This is a genomic window from Peptoniphilus sp. BV3C26, from assembly GCF_000478985.1.
GTDB classification, from domain to species: Bacteria; Bacillota; Clostridia; order Tissierellales; family Peptoniphilaceae; genus Peptoniphilus_B; species Peptoniphilus_B koenoeneniae.
Window position 1 is genome coordinate 38,370 of the sequence record NZ_AWXB01000018.1, and the last position, 26,608, is coordinate 64,977.

At 32.9% G+C, this 26,608-nt stretch carries 21 protein-coding genes and 4 pseudogenes; 22 read left to right on the plus strand and 3 right to left on the minus strand.

From position 1 onward, the window contains the following. Positions 1-7: 7 nt before the first annotated feature. Complete coding sequence (locus tag HMPREF1253_RS10390; protein WP_023055103.1) at positions 8-694, plus strand: ABC transporter transmembrane domain-containing protein; 687 nt, start codon at positions 8-10, stop codon at positions 692-694. 82 nt (positions 695-776) lie between these two features. Then, complete coding sequence (locus HMPREF1253_RS10395) at positions 777-1,739, plus strand: ABC transporter ATP-binding protein (protein WP_023055121.1); 963 nt, start codon at positions 777-779, stop codon at positions 1,737-1,739. A 40-nt stretch (positions 1,740-1,779) separates the two neighbouring features. Here HMPREF1253_RS10395 and HMPREF1253_RS10400 read toward each other — a convergent pair whose 3' ends face one another. Then, a complete protein-coding gene (locus HMPREF1253_RS10400) occupies positions 1,780-2,280 on the minus strand; it encodes an IS30 family transposase (protein ID WP_238318868.1) in 501 nt (166 codons plus the stop codon). After that, a complete protein-coding gene (locus HMPREF1253_RS10405; RefSeq protein WP_369758367.1) occupies positions 2,237-2,635 on the minus strand; it encodes an IS30 family transposase in 399 nt (132 codons plus the stop codon). Before HMPREF1253_RS10405 ends, HMPREF1253_RS10400 begins: the two co-directional genes overlap by 44 nt. A 45-nt stretch (positions 2,636-2,680) precedes the next feature. Here HMPREF1253_RS10405 and HMPREF1253_RS10410 point away from each other — a divergent pair. The 3 genes and pseudogenes from HMPREF1253_RS10410 to HMPREF1253_RS10190 all read left to right on the plus strand — a co-directional run. Then, a pseudogene (locus HMPREF1253_RS10410) lies at positions 2,681-2,857 on the plus strand (nucleotidyl transferase AbiEii/AbiGii toxin family protein); the annotation flags it as partial. Positions 2,858-3,429: 572 nt separating this feature from the next. Beyond that, on the plus strand, positions 3,430-8,118 hold the full coding sequence (locus HMPREF1253_RS02235) for a stalk domain-containing protein (RefSeq protein WP_023055118.1): 4,689 nt from the start codon (positions 3,430-3,432) through the stop codon (positions 8,116-8,118). Positions 8,119-8,178: 60 nt separating this feature from the next. Next, complete coding sequence (locus HMPREF1253_RS10190) at positions 8,179-8,397, plus strand: nucleic acid-binding domain protein (protein WP_023055128.1); 219 nt, start codon at positions 8,179-8,181, stop codon at positions 8,395-8,397. A 210-nt stretch (positions 8,398-8,607) separates the two neighbouring features. Here HMPREF1253_RS10190 and HMPREF1253_RS02245 read toward each other — a convergent pair whose 3' ends face one another. Further along, entirely contained in the window at positions 8,608-9,600 is a 993-nt protein-coding gene (locus tag HMPREF1253_RS02245) for an AraC family transcriptional regulator (RefSeq protein ID WP_023055101.1), read from the minus strand. A gap of 162 nt (positions 9,601-9,762) precedes the next feature. On the opposite strand from HMPREF1253_RS02245, the gene HMPREF1253_RS02250 reads away from it, so the two are divergent. From HMPREF1253_RS02250 to HMPREF1253_RS09585, 17 genes and pseudogenes are all read left to right on the plus strand, one after another. Continuing rightward, a complete protein-coding gene (locus HMPREF1253_RS02250) occupies positions 9,763-11,517 on the plus strand; it encodes an ABC transporter ATP-binding protein (protein WP_023055097.1) in 1,755 nt (584 codons plus the stop codon). Beyond that, positions 11,501-13,222 (plus strand): ABC transporter ATP-binding protein, encoded by a 1,722-nt coding sequence (locus tag HMPREF1253_RS02255; protein ID WP_023055148.1) that lies wholly within the window; start codon positions 11,501-11,503, stop codon positions 13,220-13,222. Before HMPREF1253_RS02250 ends, HMPREF1253_RS02255 begins: the two co-directional genes overlap by 17 nt. Next, positions 13,216-13,338, plus strand: a pseudogene (locus HMPREF1253_RS10690) (ATP-binding cassette domain-containing protein); the annotation flags it as partial. The gene HMPREF1253_RS02255 and the pseudogene HMPREF1253_RS10690, both read left to right, overlap by 7 nt. A gap of 127 nt (positions 13,339-13,465) precedes the next feature. Continuing rightward, positions 13,466-13,594, plus strand: coding sequence for a hypothetical protein (locus HMPREF1253_RS10695; protein ID WP_023055092.1), 129 nt, complete (start codon positions 13,466-13,468; stop codon positions 13,592-13,594). Between the two features lie 357 nt (positions 13,595-13,951). After that, positions 13,952-14,065, plus strand: a pseudogene (locus HMPREF1253_RS10060) (SAM-dependent methyltransferase); the annotation flags it as partial. 121 nt (positions 14,066-14,186) lie between these two features. Continuing rightward, positions 14,187-14,933: a carboxylesterase gene (locus tag HMPREF1253_RS02265; RefSeq protein WP_023055134.1), complete on the plus strand. Its 747-nt coding sequence runs from the start codon at positions 14,187-14,189 to the stop codon at positions 14,931-14,933. Between the two features lie 10 nt (positions 14,934-14,943). Continuing rightward, a complete protein-coding gene (locus HMPREF1253_RS02270) occupies positions 14,944-15,450 on the plus strand; it encodes a hypothetical protein (protein WP_023055129.1) in 507 nt (168 codons plus the stop codon). Between the two features lie 12 nt (positions 15,451-15,462). Beyond that, positions 15,463-15,944 (plus strand): annotated as a pseudogene (locus tag HMPREF1253_RS02275) (recombinase family protein); the annotation flags it as partial. Positions 15,945-16,299: 355 nt separating this feature from the next. Further along, positions 16,300-16,413 carry a recombinase family protein gene (locus HMPREF1253_RS10700; protein ID WP_162146340.1) on the plus strand — a complete coding sequence of 38 codons (114 nt, stop codon included), beginning with the start codon at positions 16,300-16,302 and terminating at the stop codon, positions 16,411-16,413. Between the two features lie 296 nt (positions 16,414-16,709). After that, entirely contained in the window at positions 16,710-17,021 is a 312-nt protein-coding gene (locus tag HMPREF1253_RS02280) for a metalloregulator ArsR/SmtB family transcription factor (protein ID WP_023055127.1), read from the plus strand. A gap of 93 nt (positions 17,022-17,114) precedes the next feature. Beyond that, positions 17,115-18,167: an ACR3 family arsenite efflux transporter gene (gene arsB / locus HMPREF1253_RS02285; RefSeq protein WP_023055107.1), complete on the plus strand. Its 1,053-nt coding sequence runs from the start codon at positions 17,115-17,117 to the stop codon at positions 18,165-18,167. A 23-nt stretch (positions 18,168-18,190) separates the two neighbouring features. Next, entirely contained in the window at positions 18,191-19,186 is a 996-nt protein-coding gene (locus HMPREF1253_RS02290; protein ID WP_023055146.1) for a permease, read from the plus strand. 86 nt (positions 19,187-19,272) lie between these two features. Further along, the gene (locus HMPREF1253_RS02295) at positions 19,273-19,674 is read left to right on the plus strand and encodes a thioredoxin family protein (RefSeq protein WP_023055096.1); all 402 of its coding nucleotides are present in this window, start codon (positions 19,273-19,275) and stop codon (positions 19,672-19,674) included. A 1-nt stretch (position 19,675) separates the two neighbouring features. Continuing rightward, positions 19,676-20,098, plus strand: a complete 423-nt coding sequence (locus tag HMPREF1253_RS02300; protein WP_023055094.1) for an arsenate reductase ArsC — start codon at positions 19,676-19,678, stop codon at positions 20,096-20,098. A gap of 1,128 nt (positions 20,099-21,226) precedes the next feature. Continuing rightward, complete coding sequence (locus tag HMPREF1253_RS02305) at positions 21,227-22,450, plus strand: SPFH domain-containing protein (RefSeq protein WP_023055119.1); 1,224 nt, start codon at positions 21,227-21,229, stop codon at positions 22,448-22,450. 8 nt (positions 22,451-22,458) lie between these two features. Continuing rightward, entirely contained in the window at positions 22,459-23,988 is a 1,530-nt protein-coding gene (locus HMPREF1253_RS02310; RefSeq protein WP_023055111.1) for a TFIIB-type zinc ribbon-containing protein, read from the plus strand. A 368-nt stretch (positions 23,989-24,356) separates the two neighbouring features. Further along, the coding region (locus tag HMPREF1253_RS09585) for an InlB B-repeat-containing protein (RefSeq protein ID WP_023055139.1) at positions 24,357-26,608 on the plus strand (2,252 nt) is incomplete at its 3' end.

The window sequence follows — 26,608 nt, forward strand, 5'->3', positions numbered from 1 at the left end:
TGAGAATATGTTTGAAGCTCTAAAAAGTGTATGGAACTTTAGTGAGAAAGGGCAAGGCAGTTTAGTCAAAATTTTAATTCTATCATTTATAGAAGGCATATTCGTTATGCTGAAAATGATAGCAATAATTTTAGCGGTAAACGCCATGTTTAATAGCAATTTGATGGACAATTATATTTATAAGGTAATGATACTCGGAATTGTATGTATCATCGGCGTATTTGGTTTTGGTTATTTCACACAACTGGGTTCTGTATCCGTTGGATTTGAGATGGCGAAAGATAAAAGGTTATATTTTGGCTCATTATTTAAAAAACTCTATTTAGGGTTCTTTAGCAAAAATTCAGTAGGAAATATAAACTCAACACTGACTACATCTATTTCAACCGTAGAACAAGTTGCACCAATCATTTTAATTCATGTGATAGGTGGAATTTTATCTGCTATATCAATAGTTTTAGGATTTGCTTACTATGAATGGCAAGTTTCCGTTGTAATATTTGCAGGCATATTAACATATTTGTTTGTAGTTAATCATCAAATGAAAATTTCAAGAAGCGAAGCTCCCAAAAGACAATTAGCACAAACAAAATTAACGGAAAGTGCTATTGAATTTATACAGGGAATAAGCGTAATTAAGGCTTTTGGTATGGGAGAAAAAGATGAAAGAGTAAAAAAAAGATATAGATGGTAGTTGTGTTAATAATATAAATTTATCCGAAAAATCTATTCCCTCAAGCATAGGTGCCGGTCTTACGATACAGCTGTTTGAAATTATGATTATTAGCTATGCGTTTTTTATGTGGAATAGTGGAGAAATTTCTCCTCAAAAAGCCATTAATTTATTGATTATGAGCTTTGTAATATTCCAGTCTGTAAGTCAAGCAGGTTCTATTCTTTCTATGATTGGGCTTTTAGATAGTTCACTAAAGGATATAAGCAGCATGGAAAATGCTAAAGAAATAAAGGTATTATCACCTATTCAAAATATAAAATCCAATGAAATAGAATTTAAAAATGTGAGTTTTTCTTACGGAAAAGGAGAAGTTTTAAAGGGAATATCAGTAGCTCTTAAACCGAACACACTTACAGCGATTATCGGACCTTCAGGTTCAGGAAAAACAACGTTTTGCAAGCTTATACCGAGATTTTATGATGTAAGCGAAGGAGAAATTCTGATTGGTGGAGCAAAAATAACAAATATCTCCACCGAAGAATTGATGAAAAATATAAGTATGGTATTTCAAAATGTGTATTTGTTTGAAGATACAATTATGAATAATATTCGTTTGGCAAAGCCAAATGCCAGTGATGAGGATATTATATCCGCTGCAAAAAAAGCACGCTGTCATGACTTTATAAAAAGCTTGCAAAAAGGATACGAAACTAAAATTGGCGAAGCGGGTAGCACTTTATCCGGCGGAGAAAAACAAAGAATAGCGATAGCTAGAGCAATACTCAAAGATGCTCCCATTGTGATTTTAGATGAATTTACCAGTGCTTTAGATGTAGAAAATGAACGCCATATTTTGCAAGCCATCGATAATTTAGTACAGAATAAAACAGTTATTATGATTGCACACAGGTTAGAAACTGTTATGAAAGCAGACAACATCATTGTTTTAGATAAAGGGAAAATAGCACAAGAAGGAACGCATAATGAGCTTATAACTCAAGATGGGATATATAAATCATTCATTTCAATAAGAGAGCGAGCAAATAAATGGAGTTTTAAGTAAATACATCTATTTTGATGAATTGCAAATAATATTGCAACACTTAAATCAAACTAAGTTCGTGCATAAATAAATCAAATGGAGTTTGATATTCTAGACACTTTCTATGTCTGGTATTAAGCTCCATTAAGTTTTTAATCAGCTCATTAATAGATATTTTAGATAAATCTGTCTTCTTAGGATAATACTCTCTTAACAAACCATTAGAATTTTCGTTACTGCCCCTTTGCCATGCTGAATATGCATCAGCAAAATAAAAATTTATCCCTCGTTTTTCAACATCTTCATAACAAGCAAATTCCTTACCTCTATCAGATGTGAAAGTCTTTAAAGCTTCTAATGGTAAGGATTTAATTAGCTTGTCAATTGCTTTTAGCATAGAGTTTTTACTTCGATCTATCATAGGTAAGGCTATGTAAAATCTAGTTTTTCTTTCTACAAATGTTGCTAGGCAGCCTTTACTTTTACCTCTGGATGAGACAACTGTATCTAGTTCCCAGTTACCAAAAGTATTCCTTTTTTTTAACTTCTTTAGGTCTTTTATTTATTGATTTACCAATGTTAAATCTGCCTCTTGTTTCTTTGGGTTTTCTTGATTTTCCTTTTCTTCTTAGCTTGGAAATATAAAAGTCTATAATTCCTGAATATATCCAATTATATATTGTTTTGAAGCATACTATATCTTTACATGCAGTATTTGCTATTTGCTCAGGAGACCACTTCTTATGAAGTTTTTCAGAAATGGATTTAGTGATATTGTCATCAGTTTTTGGTTTTCTGCCTTTAGATGATGATTTTTTAATCTTATCTTTTTGGGCATAGATAGCTTCATACTCGTTATCACATCTTTTTAATTCTCTAGATATTGTGGGGTGATGAAAACCTAAAATTTTTGCTATTCTTCTATCGGAAAATTAATGATGGGATATTGGCTAATATAATAAAAAATTGTAGGAGAAATTATAAATATTAGTGTTTACGATTGAATAGTATTTGAAATAAAAGACATCTCTTACATAAGAGAAGAAGACGAGTACGAGAACTTTAGAATTTTACTAATGGCAAATGTTAGAATGACCAAAAATCCTATGAAACTTGACCTGACGACAGGAGATGCAATTTAACAGACGCTGTCTGGCAAATTGTAGACAAGAAAAATTAAGTAAAAGAGAAGTAGAATTATTCTACTCTTTTTTTGCTTACATTTAGAATATTTAAAACTAAATAAATTGCATGTAAATTGCTTAGCCTAGTACATAAGACAAAAGCTTTATAGAAATAAGACAGAGAGATTTTGTTAAAACATTTGGACGATTAAAAACAAATATTGATAGCTAAGAAAATGACAAAAATATTAGTATCTGGTCTTCTAAACTCTTAAAATCAAAAGAACAAGTAAAGAGTCAAGATAAGGATGGAAAAAACATATTAGGGCAAATAAAGACTCTATAATATCTGTTGGGGGAGTAACTCTCTAATAGATATTTTTATGGAAAAAAAATTGATAACCTTTTATTATATATAATAAAGCATTAGCTTTAACTCTGTTCAGGTTTTATGAATTAGATTATTGATAAGTAAGGTGAAAAGGACTTGGGAATTAAAAATTTCCGACAAGATTAATACAATTGACAATCCCTATCAATTAACAATATAATTATAATTAACCAAGGATTAAAAAAAGGAGGAATAAATGAAAGGAAATTTTAAAAGAATGTTTGCGCTCTTGATAGCGTTAATTATAAGTATATCTTCTCTGGGAAGTGGTACTTATGCAGAGAGTATGTATTTTCGAGATGAAAACCAAGACGAAATCTATAATCTAAACAAAAATATAACTGAACCAGTCTTAAACCCCGAATACACATACTACATCAATCACAAGGACGAATTTATTTACGGATATATCCCAGAAAAATACATAAATGTAAGGGAGAAAAGCAGTCTTAGAATTAGAAAGAGAAGGTCTTTAGATCAATTAGGGGAAGCAGGGTTTCCCAAAAAATATGATTCAAGAGAAAGAAATATTATAAGCCCTGTAAAAAATCAGTACATGGCTGGAGTTTGTTGGGCCTTCTCATCTCTTTCTACTATTGAAACTCTTTTGCTAAAAGAAGGCAAGGGAGAAATTGATTTTTCTGAAGGCCACATGGCATACAATGCATCTAAGGATGTGGACTTGGAAAGGGGAGGCAACAATCTGGTTGCAATGAGATATTTTTCAAGACTAGCAGGGCCTGTCCAAGAAAAAAATGCTAAAGAATACGAAATCGTAGAGAACAATCCAAGAGCAGGTAGCGGAACTTTTGACAATAGGGCAGTAAATCTCATGGATGATGCCGACAAACAATTGCACGAATTTTATGTGCCAGACATGATAGAGCTAGATTGCAACGTGGATAATATAAAAAAATGTGTCATGGAATACGGCTCTGTTGCGAGTGGCTATTATAATGATGACGGTTTTATTGATGCTTATGGATATGAAAAGACTAACCCTAACGACAAGTATCACAGAGTCAAAATACAAGATTTTGGCAATTTAGGCAAGAGGGCTATAGTCAACCACCAAGTCACAATAGTGGGTTGGGATGATGAAATGAAAATCATCAACAAGAAAAATGAAGAAGCTACGGGAGCTTTTTTAGTAAAAAATTCTTGGGGTAAGAAAAAAATCGGAGAAAAAGAAGATGGATTTATGTGGATATCCTATGACTCCTTTACTAAAGGGAAAAGAGATCCCCTATTCATCTTTCCAAGAATAGAAGATGCTAAAGATAAGTCTACCCACATCTATACCTACTCTGACTACAAGGGCAACAGAACTGAAATTGGAAATGGAACCAATGCCAACGGAGCGATAAACATCTACAAAAGACAGACCAAAGAGCCTGAAAAGCTAACCGATGTGAGGTTTTATAATAGCTCTAATACTCCAGTATGGTATGAGATATATATGACAGAAGATAGTGACAATTTTAAAACTCAAGAGAGAACTTTCAACTATCAGGGAGGAGAAGTTAAAAAGCTCATCATTAAAGACAATTCAAATTGGAAAAAAATAGCAAGTGGAAACTTGAGCCACGCTGGATTTTATACCATAAAAGTAAATGACGACATAAGCCTATCTAAGGACAAGTTTGCCCTAAAATTCAGAAGCAACGCAGAGACTATTTCTTGTTACGACTACCAAAACGAGCAAGATGTGTCCTTCCTTTATAATGGACCAGAAAGCGAATCATATTACAACATAGACAAAAACTTCACTCTAGGCGCTTTGACAAAAGAAATAGACATGCCAGCGGTGCAAGTATCTGTCTTAGACAAGTTTGAAAAAGCAAAAGAAAATTATAAGCTTGAAGAAATAAAGCCAATTAAGGTGGAAATAAAAAACATAGGAAGCACAGACATAAGCAAGCTAAACATCAGCCTGGAAGGTGAAGATAAGGCATCTTTTGACATAGTTGAAGGCGAGTGTGCAGATGCCAATCTCATAAAGGGTTCAAGCTTAGAACTCAAGATAAAACCAAAAGAAGGACTAAAAGCAAAAAGCCAAGTGGGCGAAGTTTATGAAGCTTATCTGAGTATTTCGGCAGATAATTTAAAGCCGGTAAAATCTGACAGCTTTAAATTCCAAGTAGAAAAAGATATAGAAGTAAATAAAGAGATTGTTGAATTTGGAGATGAGGATTTAAAAGAATTTATTTTAGACCTTTTAAAAAACAAGAATCATTCCACAAGAAGGGGTAGAGGTCCGTTAAAACCTGATATAGTTTTAGATAACCCCAACTATGAAAAGGATAAAGATATCGAAGACCTATATGACTTTGAAATGAAAATGTTCAAGAAATTCACTTATAGGAGAAAAGGTCTAAAAGACACTAAAGGTTTAGAAAAAATGACTAATCTCACAGAGCTAGCCTTGCAAGAAAACAAAATAGAAAGTTTGGATTTCTTAAAAGACTTTAAAAATTTGAAAATTTTAAAAGTTAATTCTAATGAAATAGAAGATATAACCCCACTAAAAAACTTAGTAGGATTAAAAACTTTATATATCGATGGAAATAAAATAAAAGACTTTTCACCTATAAAAGACTTGACATTTTCACAATATAAATTCTCCTTTGGCAAGCAAAATATCGACATCAAACTAAAAGGAAATGCCTTTAGCCTAAACTTAATTGACAAAGAAGGCAGAAGCTATAATCTGGAAGAGGCAAGACTCGGCTCTAGCTTAAACGGAGATTATCAAAATATAATAGAAAAAGGCGACAATGGCATCTACAAATTCATACAAAAGCCAGAAGATACTGTACTAAACATAGGAAAAGCTAATGATACAGGAACTCCAATATGGATAATAAACATAGATGCATCTGCTCTTCCAAAGCATGAAGACGAAAAGCCAAACCCAAATGAAGGCGGAGACAATGAAGAAGAAAAGCCGACTCCACCAAGCCAAAGAACAAGGGTAGATTTTGAAATAGACGACACGCTAAAAAATATATCTGTCCTCAAAGAAGCCCTTTTGAAAATTTTAAAATCTGGAGAAAAAGACTTTGAGTCTAAGGACGGATACGGAGGAGAAATTTCTGCTACGCTTTCTAAAACTTACCAAAAGCCCCAAGCAGAAAATGAAATTTTCGAAGACGAAATGGCTCTATTTACTAATCTAAGCATCACAAAAAACATGTACTTGGTGAGCTTAAAAGGACTTGAAAAGGCAACGAACTTAGAGAGCTTGACTCTTTTTGAAAACTCAATAAGAGATCTAAGTCCTATCAAGACTCTAAAAAACTTGAAGACTATAAACATGGACTCAAATTATATAGAAGATATAAGTGCTTTAGAAAATCTATCCAGTCTGCAATCCATAAGTTTTATAAGCAACGAGATTAAAGACATGACTTCCTTGCAAAACCTGAAAAATTTGAAGCTTATTAATCTTGGCAAAAACAAGATTCAAGATTTGAGTCCCTTGAAAAATTTAGGCAAGTTAGAGAATTTGAGCCTATACGACAATGAAATAGAAGACATAAGCACTTTGAAAAATTTGCCGGGTATCACATATCTGAGATTGGAAAACAACAACATAAAAGATGTTTCGGCCCTTGAAGGAAACAAAGTCTTTGCAAACTTTTCCTTTGCAAATAATAGAATTTGTGACTTCTCACCCTTGAAAAATAGAATCAGAGGCTATACCTATGCCAGGGCCACAAACGATCAAAGAATAGAGCTCACCCCAGAAAAAAATCCCTTTACTCTAGTTTTAAAAGACTGCAGCGGCAAGAGCTATAACTTGGAAGCAGATTTCATAGAAAAAGTAGGAGAAAACACGTACAAGTACAAGGCTCAAACTAAAAACACAATAGGAGTAAAGGATGATTTTTATAGCAATATAGCAGGAAAATATGCCTGGATTGTGACAATTAATCCTGTAAAGTTAATACAAGCTGACAAGGAAAAACTTGAAAAGGCAATAAAAGATGGCGAAAATAAAATAAATCAACTGCAAAAATTGCTGCCAGAAGAAAAGAAAGACTTTATAGAAAAGATTAAAAAAGCCCAAGATCCAGCTCAAATTGAAAAAATAAATAAAGAAGCTGCTGACCTTGATAAGACTAGAAAAGAAGAAGCGGCAGCTGATGATGAAAGAAAAGCAATAGAAGTTAAAAAATTAGCAGATGCTAAAAAAGAAGCAAAATCTAAACTTGCTGCACTTGATAACTTAACTGAAGAAGAAAAAGCTGATATTCTTAAGAAAATAGATGGAGCTACTTCAAAAGCAAATGTAATTGATATAATTACAGAAGCAGAAAAAGAAAATAACAATAAAGCCCCAGAAGAAACTGGAAGAGACCAATATCCATGGGGGCCAACATATAATTACAACCCATTCTGGTCACTACAATTTTATTCACCAGTAATAACTGAAAGCAAGCCAGCTACCGAAACAAAAGTTTCGGTAGAAATAAAGATGGATTCTAAACTTGTTATCGGTTCAAAGACTCTTGTAGTTACAGTAAATGGTGTTCAAAAAGAAGTGGCAATGGATGTAGAACCATTTATTTCAAACAATAGAACCATGCTACCTATTAGATTTGTAGCAGAAGCATTAGGATTTAAGGTAGAATGGGATGATCCAACTAGAACAGTAATCTTAACAGATAAAGACACAGTAGTTAAAATACCAGTGGATACAAATCAAATAATCGTAAATGGTAAAGTATTTGAAAGTGATGTAAAACCAATTCTTAAGAGCAATAGAACAATGCTTCCAATCGCAAACGTTGCAAGAGCATTAGGACTAGTAGATGGCAAAGACATCGTCTGGGACGGAACTACAAAAGAAGTAATAATTAAAAGAAATATTGCAAAATAATCCATTTCTATTTAAAAAGGGCACTTAGGTGCCCTTTTTCTACTTTATAAGATAAATTTTATGCTAATTGTCCACCTTGTTGACAAGACAAAAGATTTGGAGAACCTAAAACAAGGAGATTTTGTTAAAATATTTGGACAAGTAAAAACAAGGATTGATAACAACGGGAAAGAGCATAAAAATGTTCGTATTTTGTCCTCTAAGCTCTTAAAAGTAAAAGAACAAGTAAAGAGTCAAGACAAGGATAAAAAGTCCATATTAGGGCAAATAAAAGGATAAAAAGTCCATATTAGGGCAAATAAAAAGCTTTAAGACAGACTATAAAGCTAAGTCAAATAAGAAAGACCATAGCAAAGGTGCAGAGAGATAGATATCGGCATTCTTCGGACTGCCTTTATTTTTTTGCTCATTTTTCAAATCAAATTTATTCAGACTATATATGCATATCCACTTAAACTCATACAAAAACAAGGCTTGTAAAAATTTATTTTAATCACAACAATCACAATTTAAATTGTAATGGTCGCAAGCTAAAGCACGGACCTCACTAGGAAGTTGTCCCTTATATCTTTTGTAATAAATGGAAAATTTGCTATGGGATGTGTATCCAACAGACTCTGCTATTTCCTTTATAGGAAGTTCGGTACTTAAAAGAAGAGTTTCAGCTACATTCATTCTTTTTCTTTGGGTGTATTCTGTAATGCTTTGACCATATTTTTCTTTGAACAAATTTTTTAATTTTGTTCCGCTCATTCTTGAGATTTTTTCAAGAGTCTCCTGATTTATATTCATGGCGAAATGATCATCTAAGAATCTTGCTACATCTTCAGGTGCTTTATTATCATCAGACTCAATTTTATATTTTTTCCTATTTAAGTAGGTATCTATTACTATACTTATCCATTCATTTGCTTTGGCTTTAAAGAAAAAGTCAGCGGCAGGAGGGTCCATCTTACAATTTAATATTTCCATTGCCACTTTTTCTAAGGATTTTGTAAGAATTATTTGATTCGGTTGAAGTAAAGCTGAATAAAATGATTCTGGATTAATGTTAATAGATGCTAAATGTTTTTCTATTAGTTCTTTTTTAAAACCAATGGAAACAGCAAGATAACAACAATTCTCGTGTAATAAAAAAACAAAATCATCTCTTATATTATCAAAATCAAGAGTGCATAAAGAGTTTGCGGTCAAAGTTTGATAAGGACTAAATCTCTCCCCGTTTGCGCTGACAATGTAGCTTGAATAAATTGAAACATAATCTGCCATGCTATAAGTATTATTTTGAACTACTTCTTCACTGATATAAAAATCATGGACATCAATAATAAATCCGTCTCCTTCATAAAACCAATATAGACCTTCTGCATAAGTTGAGTCTTCTTTATTCCAACAAAAAGTGTGCCCTGCACTTGAGTACTTCTTATTGTTTTTACATTCATCCACCTTCATATAATCTTTTACAAAATCGTAGTAAGTCATAATGTACCTATCCCTTTTAGACAATATTCCAATTAGCCTTATATTTAACAAATTATTGCATTACTGATTATAGCAGATGTATACTGTAAAAGCAATGATAACAAATATCATTAAATGAAAATTAATCTAATAGGAATAACAAAGAAAGGAGATATTATTATTATGAAGATTTATAAAAAACTGTTTGCTTATGTGGAAGATAAAAAATATCTCGGCTTTTTAGCTATAGTTTTTTCTGCTATATCTGCTGTACTTACGGTATATGGATTTTATTTAATCTACAAATTTCTGGATAATTTAATAATTAATTCAGATTTATCTGGTGCAGAGAGCTTAGCATTAAAATCTGTCATCACACTAACAAGTGGAGCAATATTTTATTCTGTTTCAGGAACATGTTCTCACATACTAGGTTTTAGGCTTGAAACAAATTTAAGAAAAAGGGGGATAGACGGCTTAGAGAAAGCAAGTTTTAGGTTTTTTGACTTGAATCCATCTGGTCAAATAAGAAAGATCATAGATGACAACGCCGCGCAAACTCATCAGGTTGTAGCACACATGATTCCCGATAGTTCTCAGGCAATAGTTACACCCGTACTTGTACTTGTGCTTGGCTTTATAGTAAGTATAAGAGTTGGCATAACTTTGCTTGCTCTTACCATAATCGGTGGCTTAATTTTAGGTGCAATGATGGGCGAGCAAGAATTTATGAAGATATACCAAGAAGCCCTATCTAACCTAAGTGCTGAAACTGTTGAATACGTAAGAGGAATGCAAGTTGTAAAAATATTTAGAGCAAATGTCGAGTCATTTAAAAGCTTTTACAAGGCGATAAAAGATTATTCAAAGTATGCTTATGATTATTCCCTATCTTGTAAAAAACCTTATGTTTTGTATCAATGGTTATTTTTTGGAATGATTGCAATTTTAATTATTCCTATAGTTTATTTTATGGCTATCTTAGGCAGTGCCAAGATAATTTTACTAGAGCTTATCATGACTTTATTTTTATCAGGCGTTCTCTTTGTTTCATTTATGAGAATGATGTGGTACTCCATGTATATTTCTCAAGGCAATTATGCAGTAGATACTTTAGAGGCACTATACGAAGATATGCAAAAAGACAAATTAGTGCATGGCAATGTCAATAATTTTAAAAACTATAATATAGAATTTGAGAATGTTAGCTTTGCTTATAACGATAAAGCTGTCATTGAAAATTTATCTTTTAAATTAGAAGAGGGAAAGTCCTATGCACTTGTCGGTTCATCTGGATCAGGTAAATCAACAGTAGCAAAACTTATATCAGGTTTTTACAATGTTAACGAAGGAAGCATAAAGATAGGCGGAATACCAATAAGTGAATATTCTGACCAAGCCTTAATTAAAGCTATCTCTTTTGTTTTTCAAGATTCAAAATTATTTAAGAAGAGCATTTATGATAATGTTGCTTTAGCTAATAAAGAAGCGACAAAAGATGATGTTATGAGAGCTTTAAAATTAGCAGGATGCGATTTGATATTAGACAAATTCCCAGAAAGAGAAAATACTATCATAGGTTCAAAAGGAGTTTATTTATCCGGTGGAGAAAAACAAAGGATTGCAATTGCTAGAGCAATTTTAAAGGATTCTAAAATTATTATTATGGATGAAGCTTCAGCATCTATTGACCCAGATAACGAGTATGAACTACAAAAAGCTTTTAAAAATCTGATGAAGGATAAAACAGTTATCATGATTGCACACAGGCTATCTACAATTAAAGACCTTGATGAAGTTATTGTAATGGATAGTGGAAAAATTATAGAAAGAGGCTCTGACAAAGAATTAATGTCAAGTGATACAAAGTATAAGAGATTGCAAGAACTCTTTAACAGTGCGAATGAATGGAGGGTTTCAAATGAAGGAGTTTTATAAAAAAAGATTTGCTCTTACAGATAAAGGAGCAGGAAATCTAAGTAAAGCAACACTGGCTTCATTTTTCGTTTATTGTATAAACATGCTTCCTGCCATATTACTAATGATTTTTGCTCAGGAAGTTTTGGAAAATATTGGTAGAAGCAAGGGATTTTATATAGTATTCTCAGCCTTGACCTTGATAGCAATGTATATTTTGCTTTCAGTCGAATACGATAAATTATATAGCACAACCTATCAAGAAAGTGCAGACTTAAGAATAAGAACAGCGGAGAATTTATCAAAACTACCTCTATCATACTTTTCTAAACATGATATTTCAGACCTAGCCCAAACAATCATGGCTGACATTGAAGGAATAGAGCATGCAATGAGCCACGCAATACCAAAAGTGGGCGGTATGGCACTCTTCTTCCCACTAATATCTATCATGATGATAGTGAGCAATGTGAAGATGGGTTTAGCTGTAATTATTCCAACTATATTAAGCTTTATATTTATACCACTATCTAAAAAACATCAGGTTAAGGGACAAAAAAGATATTATGACGTCTTAAGAGAAAACTCAGAAAGCTTTCAAGAAAATATCGAGATGCAAATGGAGATCAAAGCCTATGGCTTATCAGAAGAAATGAAAGAAAAGCTGTATGAAAAAATGGATAAAAGTGAAAAAGTGCACTTAAAGACAGAGATAGGACTTATTTTAATTATGTCACTTTCATCAATTTTTAGCTTTATTTCCCTTGCTGTTGTGATATTTGTTGGCGTAAATCTAATTATTAATAAAGAGATAAGCGCCCTCTACCTTGTAGGATATTTACTAGCGGCTATGAAGATAAAAGACGCTCTTGATGCATCTAAAGAGGGAATGATGGAGATATTTTATTTATCGCCTAAAATTGAAAGACTAAAAGAAATTCAAAATCAAGATTTACAAGAAGGCGAGGACTATAATTTGAAAAAATTTGATATTGATCTAAAAGACGTTGAATTTGCCTACAATAAAGACACAAAAGTTTTAAATGGCGTAAACTTTAAAGCTAAGCAGGGAGAGGTCACTGCTTTAGTTGGAGCAAGTGGCTGCGGCAAAACAACTATCTTGAAACTTATATCAAGACTTTATGATTATGATGAGGGACAAATCTTAATCGATGGCAAAGATATAAAAGAAATATCAACAGAATCACTTTTTGACAAGGTCTCAATAGTTTTCCAAGATGTGGTTCTCTTTAATCAAAGCGTTATGGAAAATATTAGAATCGGAAAGCAAGATGCAAGTGACGAAGAAGTTAAAAGAGCAGCAAAACTTGCAAACTGCACAGATTTTATAGAAAGAATGGATAAGGGTTTCGATACACTTATTGGTGAAAATGGTGCAGAGTTATCAGGCGGGGAAAGACAAAGGTTATCAATAGCCAGAGCCTTCTTAAAAGATGCACCGATATTGATTTTAGATGAGATAGCAGCAAGCCTTGATGTTGACAACGAGAAAAAAATTCAAGAGTCTTTAAATAATTTAATTAAAGATAAAACTGTTGTAATCATTTCACATAGGATGAAATCCATAGAAAATGCAGACAAGATAGTAGTTCTTGAAAACGGAAAAGTAGAAAGCCAAGGCAAACATGGAGAGCTTTTACAAAAATCAAAAGTTTATAGGAATTTAATAGAAAAGACAAAAATGGCAGAAGAGTTTATTTATTAGGAGGACAGAAGCAAAGACTTGCAATAGCATCTGTTATATGCAAGGATTCTCCATTTGTCTATTTCGACGAACCTACAAGTGGTATGGATTATTCCAATATGATAAAAATACGGCAGTCTTCGGACTGCCTTTAACTTTTTTCTTAGTTTAACGCAGCAAATCATATAATTGAAAGGAATCAGTGCTACATGTTATAATTAAAGCGAGAACTAATATCATCTAATGGAAAGAAGGTGTTTAATTGTGACTTTATACAAATGTATCTTAATAGGTCTTTTTGGTTCATTTTTGATGTTTTTGGGAGACATGACCCTATATTATGATCCAAAGGATTATGATGGCAAGGACACTATAAATATAATATTGGAATAATGAAAAATGTTAGCACAAAAAGATTATACCTTGGTGGTCTTTTAGGGCCAATATCTGCCTTTATATATTGTATTGGATTTTTCCATATTGTTTTAGCCATACAGTAAAAGTATTTAAATCTTGGATGGTTTGTATTTTTAATAAAAACTTTTGGAATCATACTTGGTGGAGCTTATCACATTTTACACCTATATTTCTTTTGATTCTCACTCCTCTTGCTGAGAGATTGCCAAAGGGACTACATATGATCATTCGCGGAGGCTGGTTTAACTTAATATATTTTATTTACTACCTAACCTTATTAATGCAATGTACTAATATGAATTAATAAAATGAATTATTTACAGGAGAAAATTTATGAAACAAGAAAATTTTATTGATGACAAGAAAATAAAAGCTGACTACAAAAACTGGGTTCCTGAAAGCTTGCTAAAGAAATTAATATTTGCAAGTCTTGCAGCTTTTATCCTAGGCCAAGGGAGGAGATTACTGTGATTACTTCATTGTGGGAGATAAAGAGTAATAGATAAATTTTTTATTAGAGAGGATATTTTTACTTGCTTTCGAAAAAAATTAAATAATGGGGAATTAAATGAAATTTATTAGCTACGGAAATAGAAATAAGAAGTCAATATTATTTATTCATGGACTTGCCTCTACTGCAGACCAATGTTTCAAACCCCTTCTGCCTTATTTGCAAGATTATTTTGTAATTTTCTGCCAATTGGACGGACATTATGGTACTAACCCAAAAGATTTAACTTCAATGGAGGAAACCATAGATTCCATAGAAAGTTACATATTAAATGAAATGGGCGGGAGTGTCTATGGCATATGCGGTTTTTCTATGGGAGCAACTATAGCTGTTGAATTAATTGGAAGAGGAAACATTTCTACATCGAGAGTCCTCTTAGATGGGGCGATTACTGCCGAGTTGGGCTTGATGGCAAGACCTTTTACCTGTGCTTTTATCATTGGTACAAGTAGGATCAAAAACAAAAAGCCAATACCTAAATTTTTATTAGATAAGATTATGGGCAAGGATAATCTAAGCGTAATAGAAATGGCCTATCCGCAAATTTCAAAAACCACTATTAAAAATGCCTGCAAGTTTATCTATCATTATAAGCCTCCAAAAAATTTAACTAAGTTTTCAAATCCAGTACTATTTTGGAGGGGGAGCGAAGAGCCAATCCCTTCGAAAAGTGAAAAAATATTAAGAGAGTATCTTCCACAAATGGAAACAGAAGTATTTGAAGGAATGGGCCACGGACAATTTCTCCACGAACATCCCAAAGAATATGCTGAGAAATTAAAGTTATTTTTGGAAAATAAATAAGGAGAATATTATGGATATAACAAGAGCAATATTAGATGGAATTGCAATGGCTGCAATCTTTAACGGTGCAGTGGCAGCTTTTGTACTGATTAACCCGAGATTTTTCTTCGATTCCTATCCAAAAGAAATACAAAATTCGGCTCCAGAAAAGATGACAAAAGAAGAGAAAAGAATAAATTTAATACTTACGATTATAATTTCAGGAATCGTATTTATATATGGAGTGACCTCTCTTTTACATACGGGAATAAGAGGACTTAGAGATCTTTTCTGGATGAGCTATATTCAGTGGATAATATTAAATTTTGGAGATTTCCTTCTATTGGACCTACTTTTGTTCCAAGGAAAGTACAAGGACAAGATAGTCATACCAGGCACAGAAGGACATGAGGACTACGAATTTGGAAATTGGATGAAACATTTGGCCATTAAGGAACATTTTATCTTGATGCCATTTTTACTAATTCCAATCGTATCCATAGTAGAAGCGTGGCTAGTGATTCTACTTGGATTATAAAACAAAAGAAAGGAGGGAATACAAGAAGCGGCAATAGAAAAAGCATTTGTTGAAATCTATAGGCAATTATGCCATGCAGATTCAACAATAATAGATGACTTTTTAAAAATTGTTGAAGAAGAAATAAATGATGAATCTTTAGTCAAAGATTTAAAAAGGTGATAGAAAACAGAGAAATTATAGAGGAATTTAATAGAACAGTATTTGAAAGCATAGTTGATAAAGTCGTGGTGGGTAGAATTGACAAAGACGGAACAGTCCATCCATATGACCTGACATTCTACTTCAAAACAGGAGTTAAAGATAGTCAAAATTCTAATAATTTCAAAGATAAAAGAAAAAATGCCAAAGACAATGACATTAATAAATTGTGCTCCTACAAGAATGACGAGGATAAAGAAATATGTTTCCAAGCAAAAGACAATGCATGTGGAGAGCATAGCATTGTTGTCAAGAAAATAAAATTAAGTAAAATCAAATTAACAGGCTTTTAGTATCTTTAGAAGAAATCTTAAAGACCATTTTTCCATTTAAAAGATACCTTGTTGGAACAGTTTGAGCGTAGATTATAACAGAGTCTGTAGACACTGTGAATATTTTAGGTGGAATGAACAGAATGGATCAGACTAATTATCAGGATATTATGAAAATCATATTATAATTAAATTGAGATAAGGAATTTTATATGAATACAAAATAAATCTGAAATAATCTATAGAATAATTTCAAATCTAATGAGTAGGAATCTATGTAGGATTAAGATCGACAGATCTTGATAGATAAAAAACAGTTAAACAGTTTAACTGCACAAATATCTGCTTTAAATAGACTTGCATCTTAATATTTCAATTGGAAGCTTATATATACTCATATTACTATTGCATTAGAAAAATATTTAATTGGTACTTAGATGGTAAAAGCATCATAAGCATTGTCAAAGAACTTGAAAAAGAAAATTATTAGCTTGCAAATGACAAGTGTGGAGCAAATATCGAGAGGAAGAAGGTATTAAAAAAATTCAAGAAGGAAAATCAGCTAGGAGAAATCTTTATGATGATAATCTTAGAAAGAGTAGAGAATATAGTTTACAAAATAAAGTTAGGGATAATGCACAGCGATAATACATTTTTATAGATATAAATAAGTTGAGATGGTGAAAAGGAAACAATAAAAATTATTTTAAGAGATAAAGGAAAAACACATTGACAACTTTCTATATGATTTGTATAATTTTATATGAAAAGACCAAGGAGGTTTACATGAAGAATAAATATATAGAGACATCAAAAAAATTAAAAGTTTTAAGTGATCCAAAACGATTAGAAATTATAGATATGTTATCTTGCAATGAACTTTGTGCTTGTGAGATATTAGAGAAATTCGATATAACACAACCAACACTGTCTAATGATATGAAAAGATTAGAGGATGCAAATCTAGTTATCAGCAGAAGAGAAGGAAAAAACATATATTACATTGCCAATAAGAAGATTCTGAAGGAGATGCAATCCGACTTAAAGGAAATATTTGATAGCGGAGAGGAATGTATTTGTCACATTTGGAATAAGTAAATTTTTTTCGCTATACATAGAAACATTTGAATGCATCTATGCTAAAAGAGTTAGAAGAACTATGGAAAAAATAAGAATAGAGGTAGAAGAACTATGGAAAAAAATAAGAATAAAGGGATTAATGTATTTCAAAAATATCTAACTTTATGGGTATTATTTTGCATGATTGTAGGGGTACTTATAGGAAAATATATACCTATAATCCCATCTGCTTTAGGTAAGGTGCAAATTGCAGGTATATCTGTGCCGATAGCAATATTAATTTGGATTATGATTTATCCAATGATGATGAAAGTAGATTTTCAAAGTATTAAAAGGGTTAGAGAGAATCCAAAGGGCTTATTTGTAACATGGGCTGTTAATTGGCTAATAAAACCATTTACTATGTTTGGAATATCTTATTTGTTTTTCTTTATTATATTTAAAAATATCATTCCTAATGATTTGGCCAATGATTATTTAGCAGGGGCTGTTTTGCTCGGAGCTGCGCCATGCACTGCTATGGTTTTTGTGTGGTCGACTCTCACAAAGGGTGACCCTGCTTACACTGTGGTTCAAGTAGCCACAAATGATTTAATCATTTTACTTGCTTTTGTTCCTATAGTGAAGTTTTTATTAGGTGTATCTAATGTTGTAGTACCATATAGCACATTATTTGTTAGTGTGTTTCTATTTGTTGCTATTCCATTATTAGGGGGTGCCATCACAAGGAAAATAGTAGTTGATAAAAGAGGAAAGGATTATTTTGAAAAACAATTTTTAAGTAAATTTGATGGGCTTACAACACTTGGACTGCTGTTGACTCTAATAATTATATTTTCTTCACAAGCAAATGTAATTTTAGAAAACCCATTTCATATTTTATTGATAGCTATTCCTCTTATCCTTCAAACATTTCTAATTTTTGCCATAGCCTATGGCTTAAGCAAAAAAGCAGGTTTACCTTTTGAAATAGCAGCACCAGCAGGCATGATTGGAGCTTCAAACTTCTTTGAATTAGCTGTAGCTGTTGCAATAGCAATATTTGGGATAGGTTCACCAGTTGCATTAGCTTGCACTGTAGGTGTTCTTACTGAAGTACCAGTTATGTTATTCTTAGTAAATATTGCTAATAATACAAAAGGCTGGTTTTTAGAAAATAAATAATCTAAAGTTTACGGAGGTTAGAGATGTGGAGTTTTATTCAAGATCAAATTCTAGGTATGAAATGGCTTAATGAATTGATAGGGGGAGTATTAACAAATCTTGGCCTTGATATGACTTCAAAACTTGGAGGAAGCTTGCAATTTTTCATCTATGATGTTATAAAAATTACAATATTACTTTGCGTGTTGATTTTTATAATTTCTTATATACAAAGCTATTTCCCACCTGAAAGAAGTAAAAAAATTCTGGGACGTTTTGATGGATTAGGGGCAAATATCATATCTGCTTTACTAGGGACTGTAACACCTTTTTGTTCATGCTCTTCAATCCCAATATTCATGGGCTTTACAAGTGCCGGCTTGCCTATTGGAGTGAGTTTTTCATTTTTAATATCTTCTCCAATGGTTGATTTGGGTAGCCTTATTTTACTTATGAGTATCTTTGGAGCCAAAATAGCTCTAGCATATGTAGTCTTCGGGCTAATTATTGCTGTAACTGGTGGTAGCTTCATTGAAAGAATGCATATGGAAAGGTATGTAGAAGATTTTATAAAAAATGCAAGTCAAGTTGATATTAGTTCTCCAAGCTTAACAGTAAAAGACAGGATTGATTTTTCTAAAACCCAAGTTAGTGATACTTTCAAAAAAGTTTTCCCATATATTTTAGTAGGCGTGGGCATAGGGTCATTGATACACAATTGGATTCCTCAAACTTGGGTAGAAAGTATCTTAGGCAGCAAGAATCCATTTGGAGTTGTTTTGGCAACTATCGTCGGAGTACCAATGTATGCTGATATTTTTGGAACTATACCAATAGCAGAAGCCCTATTGTCAAAAGGAGCTCAACTTGGAACTATCCTATCTTTTATGATGGCAGTAACAACACTAAGCCTACCATCATTGATTATGTTAAAAAAAGCAGTTAAACCTAAGCTTTTATTTCTATTCATAGGAATTTGTACTTTTGGGATAATTGCTGTAGGATACTTATTTAACATTTTTAGCCCTATTTTAATTTAATGGGGAACTTAAAATGAAATTATTAAGTAGAAAACAAAAAATATATGCTCTTGTGAAAACAATAGGTATGGATTAAGGAGGAAAAAATGAGATTATTTGGTAAGAAAGAAAAAAGAGAGAACGATTGTACTTGTGGAGGCAATTGCCAACCTGTTAATAATAAGGAAGTTAAAGAAACAAGTTGTTGTGATGTAAATTACTCGTCAGAGAATATAGAAAAAGCAGAAGAAAAGAAAAAAGAGAAGGGGATAAAGATACTAGGTTCTGGTTGCTCGAAATGCCTTGCTTTAGAAAAATCAGCCAGGGAAGCCCTCGCTGAACTTAATGTTGAAGAAAATATAGACCATATTACAGATTTTTCTCAAATCGCAAGTTATGGAGTTATGTCTACTCCGGCATTAGTTGTAAAGGGCAAAGTTGTATCCTATGGCAAAGTTTTAAACAAGGATGAAGTGAAAGAATTATTAAAACAGAATGGTATAAATTAAAATGAGAAAAGCAAAAGTTGCATTTATATGTGTGCATAATAGCTGTAGGAGCCAAATTGCAGAAGCCCTAGGGAAAAAATATGCTTCAGATGTCTTTGACTCCTATTCAGCTGGAAGGCAAATAAAAAACCAGATAAATCAAGATGCTGTCAGATTAATGAAAGATATATACAATATTGATATGGAGAAGACTCAATATTCAAAGCTTATTTCTGACCTGCCAGATATTGATATATCAATTACTATGGGATGTGATGTAGTTTGCCCAATTGTAGATAATCAATATACAGAGGACTGGAACTTAGAAGATCCAACAGGTCAAGATGATGAGTTTTTTAGGAAAATTATATCTAAAATAGAAAAAAATATTAAGGATTTAAGCCTTAGAATTAAGAAAAAAGAAATTAATTTGAATGAAAAATAGAAGTTGAATTTAGAATAAACCTATAATTATTTCTTAAAAGCTATAATTCCTATCTGCTAGAGATTTATATTCGAATGCCGGTAGTAAGATATAGATTTTTTATATATTTTAAATTATTAAATTAATTTAGGCAAAATAGGCTAAACTTATAAAGTCTTCCAAGGATGTTTTATTGTTCAATAATATCTTCTTTACGCACAATTTTAAAGTCTGTTTGCTTTGGTAAGCCATTTTTTCTTAAGACCCATTTGAATTTTCGTTAAAATGAAAAGCATAGAATGTTTTTAGAAGTTTCTCAAAAGGGAGTAGAGAAGAAAGACAACTTCTTTTAATTCACGATCCATTTCATGAAGGCATAAATTTCTTCAAAACGACACCCAGCTTTATATACATCTGCTTCCTCATTAGAAGATGTATTATCTAAAAAATAAAGTTTTATAGCCATTGGGTGAGGTTAAATAATTAACTTGTGATAAAATAATCTTAATATCTTCTGGATGACTGATGCCCAAACCTCTAGTTGATCGTATTCCAATTTCTTCTTCATATGTTATAACAGAACGATCTATTCATTTAAGGTTCTGCAGAAATAAAATTTGTAAGCATGGAAACTATAAAGATATTTAGAGTGGTTTATAATAAAGTAATGAATGGACATATTCCCACATACAAGGCTTCCCTAAAATATTAAAAGTTATTCCTACTGATCACTCAAGCCACGTGGAGAGCATAGCATTGTTGTCAAGAAAATAAAATTAAGTAAAATCAAATTAACAGGCTCTTAGGATTTTAAAAGAAATCTTAAAAGCCATTTTTATTAAAAAAACCAAAAATATAGAAAAGATTAATGTAAGATAAATTTTAAAATTTTTATCAAATATCATACTTTTGGGTGATGTGGAAATTTTTAAAAATTAATATAATAAAAATAGAAAGTAATAGCTGTTCATTTGACAATATCAAAGGTCAAACCATTTTCTTAAAAGAAAAGTAGTGCAAACTTTTATATTGTGTTTGAAATTAAAAAAATAGTTATTCTTTCAAGATAGCTAAGCTTCTAAAAATAAAATTAGAAGAACATTACATATAAAACATTTTTTCAATATTAATAATTTAACGGAGGATATTATGGGATTTATTAAAGCATTTGCAGGGAGTTTAAGTGGCACTTTTGCAGACCAATGGTTAGATTTTTATGGACCAGGCTCACTTGAATCAGGAACTTTAGGAATATTTTCGGCAAAAGCCCAGGGGCAAAACAATGGTCGTGGAGAAAATTCCAAGGGCAACAACAACATAATCACAAATGGTAGCAAGATAATTGTTCCTGAAGGAACAGCTCTAATCACTATAGAAGATGGTTTGATTACAGGAATTATCAATGAACCTGGTGGCTTTATATTTTCATCAGATGATATAAATTCACAAAGTATTTTCGCTGGTGATGGTCCAAATGCATCACTAATCAAGTCAACTTGGGAAAAGTTTAAATTTGGCGGCCAAGCTGGATCAGAGCAATTGGCCTTTTATGTTAACCTCAAGGAAATACCAAAAAATAGGTTTGGAACACAAAGTGAAATATATTGGGACGATGCTTTCTTTGGTACACAAGTTGGGGCAGTCACAAGAGGAACCTATACCTTAAAGATTGTAGATCCTTTACTATTTGTAAAAAACTTTGTTCCACAAAAATATTTGGTCGCAAATGCTCCAGCCTTTGACTTTCAAGATATGGATAACGAGGCAGCAGAAGAACTATTTAACGAAGTTGTTTCATCACTTTCTTGCGCCTTCTCAAACTATACAAACGATCCAAGCAAGGGTAATCGTATGAATAAGATTCAGGCAGATCAAATAGGTTTTGCTAAGTCTTTATCAAGTGCTGTAGAAGAAGGATACCAATGGAGATCTACTAGGGGTCTTGAAATAGAAAAAACTGCAATTCTTGCAATAGAATATGACGAAGACACTAAAGCTCTTATGTCAGATGTTAAAAAGGCAGATGCACTTTCTGGATCTCGTGGAAATTCATTCTTCCAACAAGCGGTAGCAAGAGGAATGCAGTCTGCTGGTGAAAATGGCGGTGGTGCAAACATGGCCTTTATGGGAATGGGAATGAATGCAGCAGGAAATATGATGGGTGGAGTTCAACAACCAAATGTAGGAAACTCCTACCAACCTAATTTTGGCGGCGGTCAGATAAACCAAAACCAAGGATACCAAAACCAAGAACAAAACCAACCACCAGAAGATCCAACAGAAAAACTAATAAAGATGAAGAAACTTCTCGACGCAGAAGTGATAACCCAAGAAGAATTTGACAAGATGAAGAGAGAATTACTAGGACTATAGGTGATCTTATGAAGGACGATGTAAAAATAATAGATATGACAAGCGGCTTAAAGGATGGTCAGATCAAATGTCCTAAGTGTGGCTCAACAGACATAGAGACCAACACCAAGACCGGTAAGCTCAGATGTAATTTCTGTAGAACTGAATTCGAACCAGAGCTCGCACCAGAAGATCAAGACATAAGTACATTGGAAGGAACTACCATGGGAAGTGGAGCAGCAGACATAGACGAAGCAGCGGAAAGTATGGTGACAGTTAAATGCGAAAGCTGTGGCGCAGAAGTAGTCATAGACACCAACACCACCACCCAAGCAAGATGTCACTGGTGCCGCAATACACTATCTATCAACAATATCATACCGAATGGAGCAGTGCCAGATGTCATACTTCCATTTAGCGTTACAAGGAGCGACGCAAGGGAAGAGATAGAAAAATTCGTCAAAGAGAGAAAATTTTTCGCCCATCCTAAATTTACAAGGGAGTTTACCACAGAGAATATCTGTGGAGTCTACCTTCCATACATGCTTGTAGATGTTAACGCCCACATGCACCTGTGGGGCGAAGGTCAAATAGAAACAGACAGTTACGAAGTCGGCACAGGGGACGACAAACATACAGAGTACGATGCAGATAGCTACAAAATCGAAAGGGATTTCGATATATTTATAGATGATCTATCCATAGAATCATCCAGCGACAAATTGGATTACACAGCCAAGGACAAAACTACAAACATCATAAACGCCATCATGCCCTTTGATACAGAAAACTCTGTGAAGTTCAACGCCAACTACATGAAGGGCTACACATCAGAGAAGAGAGATAGCAATATCGATTTTCTAAGAGAAGCAGTCTTTGCACAAAGCTCCGATGTAGCAAGACTTGCGGCAAAGGATACTGTGGAAAAATACGACAGAGGCGTAAGATGGGAGGACGAAGACTACAAAGTAAAAGGAGATTCCTGGAAGGCAGCCTACCTACCAGTGTGGCTCTACAGCTACATGGAAAAGAAAAATGGCAAGAACCTCCTTCATTACGTGGCAGTAAACGCAAGGACCAAGGAAACCATGGGCAGCGTGCCTATAAACTTTACGAAACTATTCTTCGTATCAGTGTTGGTGGAAATCTTAGGCGGACTAGCAGCATTTGTCTTGAATCTAGTGGCTGAAATGAGTATGTTTGACGATACACAATTCCAAGACTCAAGACAGTTCTTCTGGATACTACTAGTATCAGGATTCGTCTTCTTCTTCACAATCTACGCAAGGTATAGAAACTCAGACGAAAGACACCACTACGAAGTAGAAACCAAGCACGAAATAAGTAACCTAGTTTGTGAAGATAAACTTGTAAAAAATCTAAAAGGACTTGAAGAATCTTATATCAAAGGCGAAAACTCAAGTGAATTAAAGGGCAATAGGTTAGATCTAACCAAGGACAAATACCTTAAAAAAGCAAAAGAAAAGGGAATCTTAGACCAAGTCGAAGAAAATAAAAAGAGGCTAAAGGAGACTTTTGAAAATAAGAAGGTAAAGTAAACTGATTAGGAAGTGAAAGGAGATAATTGTGGGACTATTCGGTAAAAAAGAAAAAATAGAAATAACTGATCACTTTCATAATTAATACTCCTAGAAAAGCTGGGAAGGACAAAGGCACTCCAAATTTGGGGTGCTTTTGTATTTATTTTTCAAATCTCATACTTTCGGGTGATGTGGAAAAGAAAAAAGTAGAAGAATAGAATAATTTAAAAAACGCAAAAAATTTTAAAAGTTTGCAAAAAAACATAAAAAATTTATAAATTTTTACAAAATATCATCCTTTCGGGTGATGTGGAAAAGAAAATAATTTTATAAGATAAAGGTAGAAAGATAAGAATCCATTTCCATACAAGATAAGGAGGAGAATTATGAAAAAGAAACGAGAAAGACCCATGGCAATGCTACTAGCAATTATGATGATCTTTATGAACTTCATCATAACGCCTGTTAAGGCAGCGCCGGGAGATGTTGCGATTAATGAAGCAAACTTCCCAGATGAAAATTTTAGGAAATATGTAAAGACAAAAGATAAGGACAATAACGGCATCTTGTCAAAATCAGAGCTTGATGCAGTGACTATAATTAATTTAGATCGTGAACCAATGACAAATCTTAAAGGGATTGAACACTTTACTAAATTGAAAGAGCTTTATTGCATTGAAAACAAATTGAAAGAACTAGATGTCAAAAGTAATACAAAACTGACAAATCTTGAATGTAACAAAAACAAATTGAAGACTTTAGACCTAAGTAAAAACACAGAATTAACATACATTAACTGTTCAGAAAACCAATTGACTGCATTAGACTTAAGTAAGAACACAAACTTAAAATTTTTTGACTGTCACGATAACCAATTGACTAATTTAGACTTGAAGAATAACACAAACTTAGAAACTTTTTACTGTTTCCGAAACCAATTGACTACTTTAGACTTGACGAATAAAACAAATTTAAAAACTTTTTACTGTAGCCAAAACCAATTGACTAATTTAGTCTTGACGAATACCACAAACTTAGAAGATCTTTCTTGTTGGAATAACCAATTGAAGACTTTAAACTTAAGTCAGAACACAAACTTAAAAACTCTTAACTGTGAAGAAAACAAATTGACTGCTTTAGACTTAAGTAATAATACACAATTAACAAAAATTAATTGTAAAGACAACCAATTAGCAGCCTTAGACTTAGGTAATAATACACAATTAAAAACTCTTGCCTGTGACATAAACAAATTGACTGCTTTAGACCTAAGTAAAAACACAGAATTAACAGACATTAACTGTGACCATAACAAATTGACTACTTTAGACTTGACGAATAAAACAAAATTAGAATATCTTTCTTGTGTGGATAACGAATTGACTGCTTTAGACTTGAAAAATAACAAAAACTTAAAAACTCTTGTCTGTGGCCGAAACCAATTGGCAGCATTAGACTTGAAGAATAACACAGAATTAGAAAGACTTTATTGTTCCTATAACGAATTGACCACTTTAGACTTAAGTGAGAACAAAAACTTAGAAACTCTTTACTGTAACAATAACCAATTGACTACTTTAGACTTAAGTCAGAATACAAAATTAGATAGAATTAATTGTAACGATAACCAATTAACATCCTTAGACTTGACGAATAACGCAGCTGTCACAAAACTTGAAGGCTATGATCAAGTATACGGTATAGTAGTAGATAAAAGTACTTTATTATTTGATCTTAATTCACTACCTGGTAACTTTGACCCAAGTAATTCAAGGAAATGGGTAGGGGGAGCTGTAACAGACAATACTTTGAAATTAAACGATGATAAGCCAACAACTGTGACTTATGAATACAATGTAAAGCCTAGCTTATCTACACTACGTGTTACATTAAATGTTAAATATGGAGATGTTGTTACAGTAACATTTAATAAAAACGGTCACGGCGGAGACCCAGCTACAATTGTAAAAACAATAGATAAGGGTAGTAAAGTAGAAAAACCTAGTGATCCAACAGATACTGAATACGATTTCGATGGTTGGTACACAGAAGAGGCATGCACAAACAAATTTGATTTCACTAAAGCAGTAAATGATAATATAACACTTTATGCAAAGTGGACAAAGAAAACACCACCAGCACCAGAAACAGTAACAATAACCTTTAATGCAAATGGACACGGCACAGCACCAAGTCCATTAACTGTAAACAAAGGCGAGCAAGCAACAGCACCAGCAGCTCCAACAGATACTGACTATGATTTCGGCGGTTGGTATAAAGAAGCTGGATGCACAAACAAATTTGATTTCACTAAACCTGTTAATGGAGATATAACACTATTTGCTAAGTGGACAGCAAAAACACCACCAGCACCAGAAACAGTAACAATAACATTTAACGAAAATGGTCACGGCACAGCACCAAGCCCAATAACTGTAAACAAAGGAACAGTAGCAACAGCACCAGCTGACCCAACAGATGCTAATCACGATTTCGGTGGTTGGTATAAAGAAGCTGGATGCACAAACAAATTTGATTTTACACAAGCAGTAAATGCTAGTATAACACTTTATGCTAAGTGGACAGCAAAAACACCACCAACAGAAACAGTAACAATAACATTTAACGAAAATGGTCA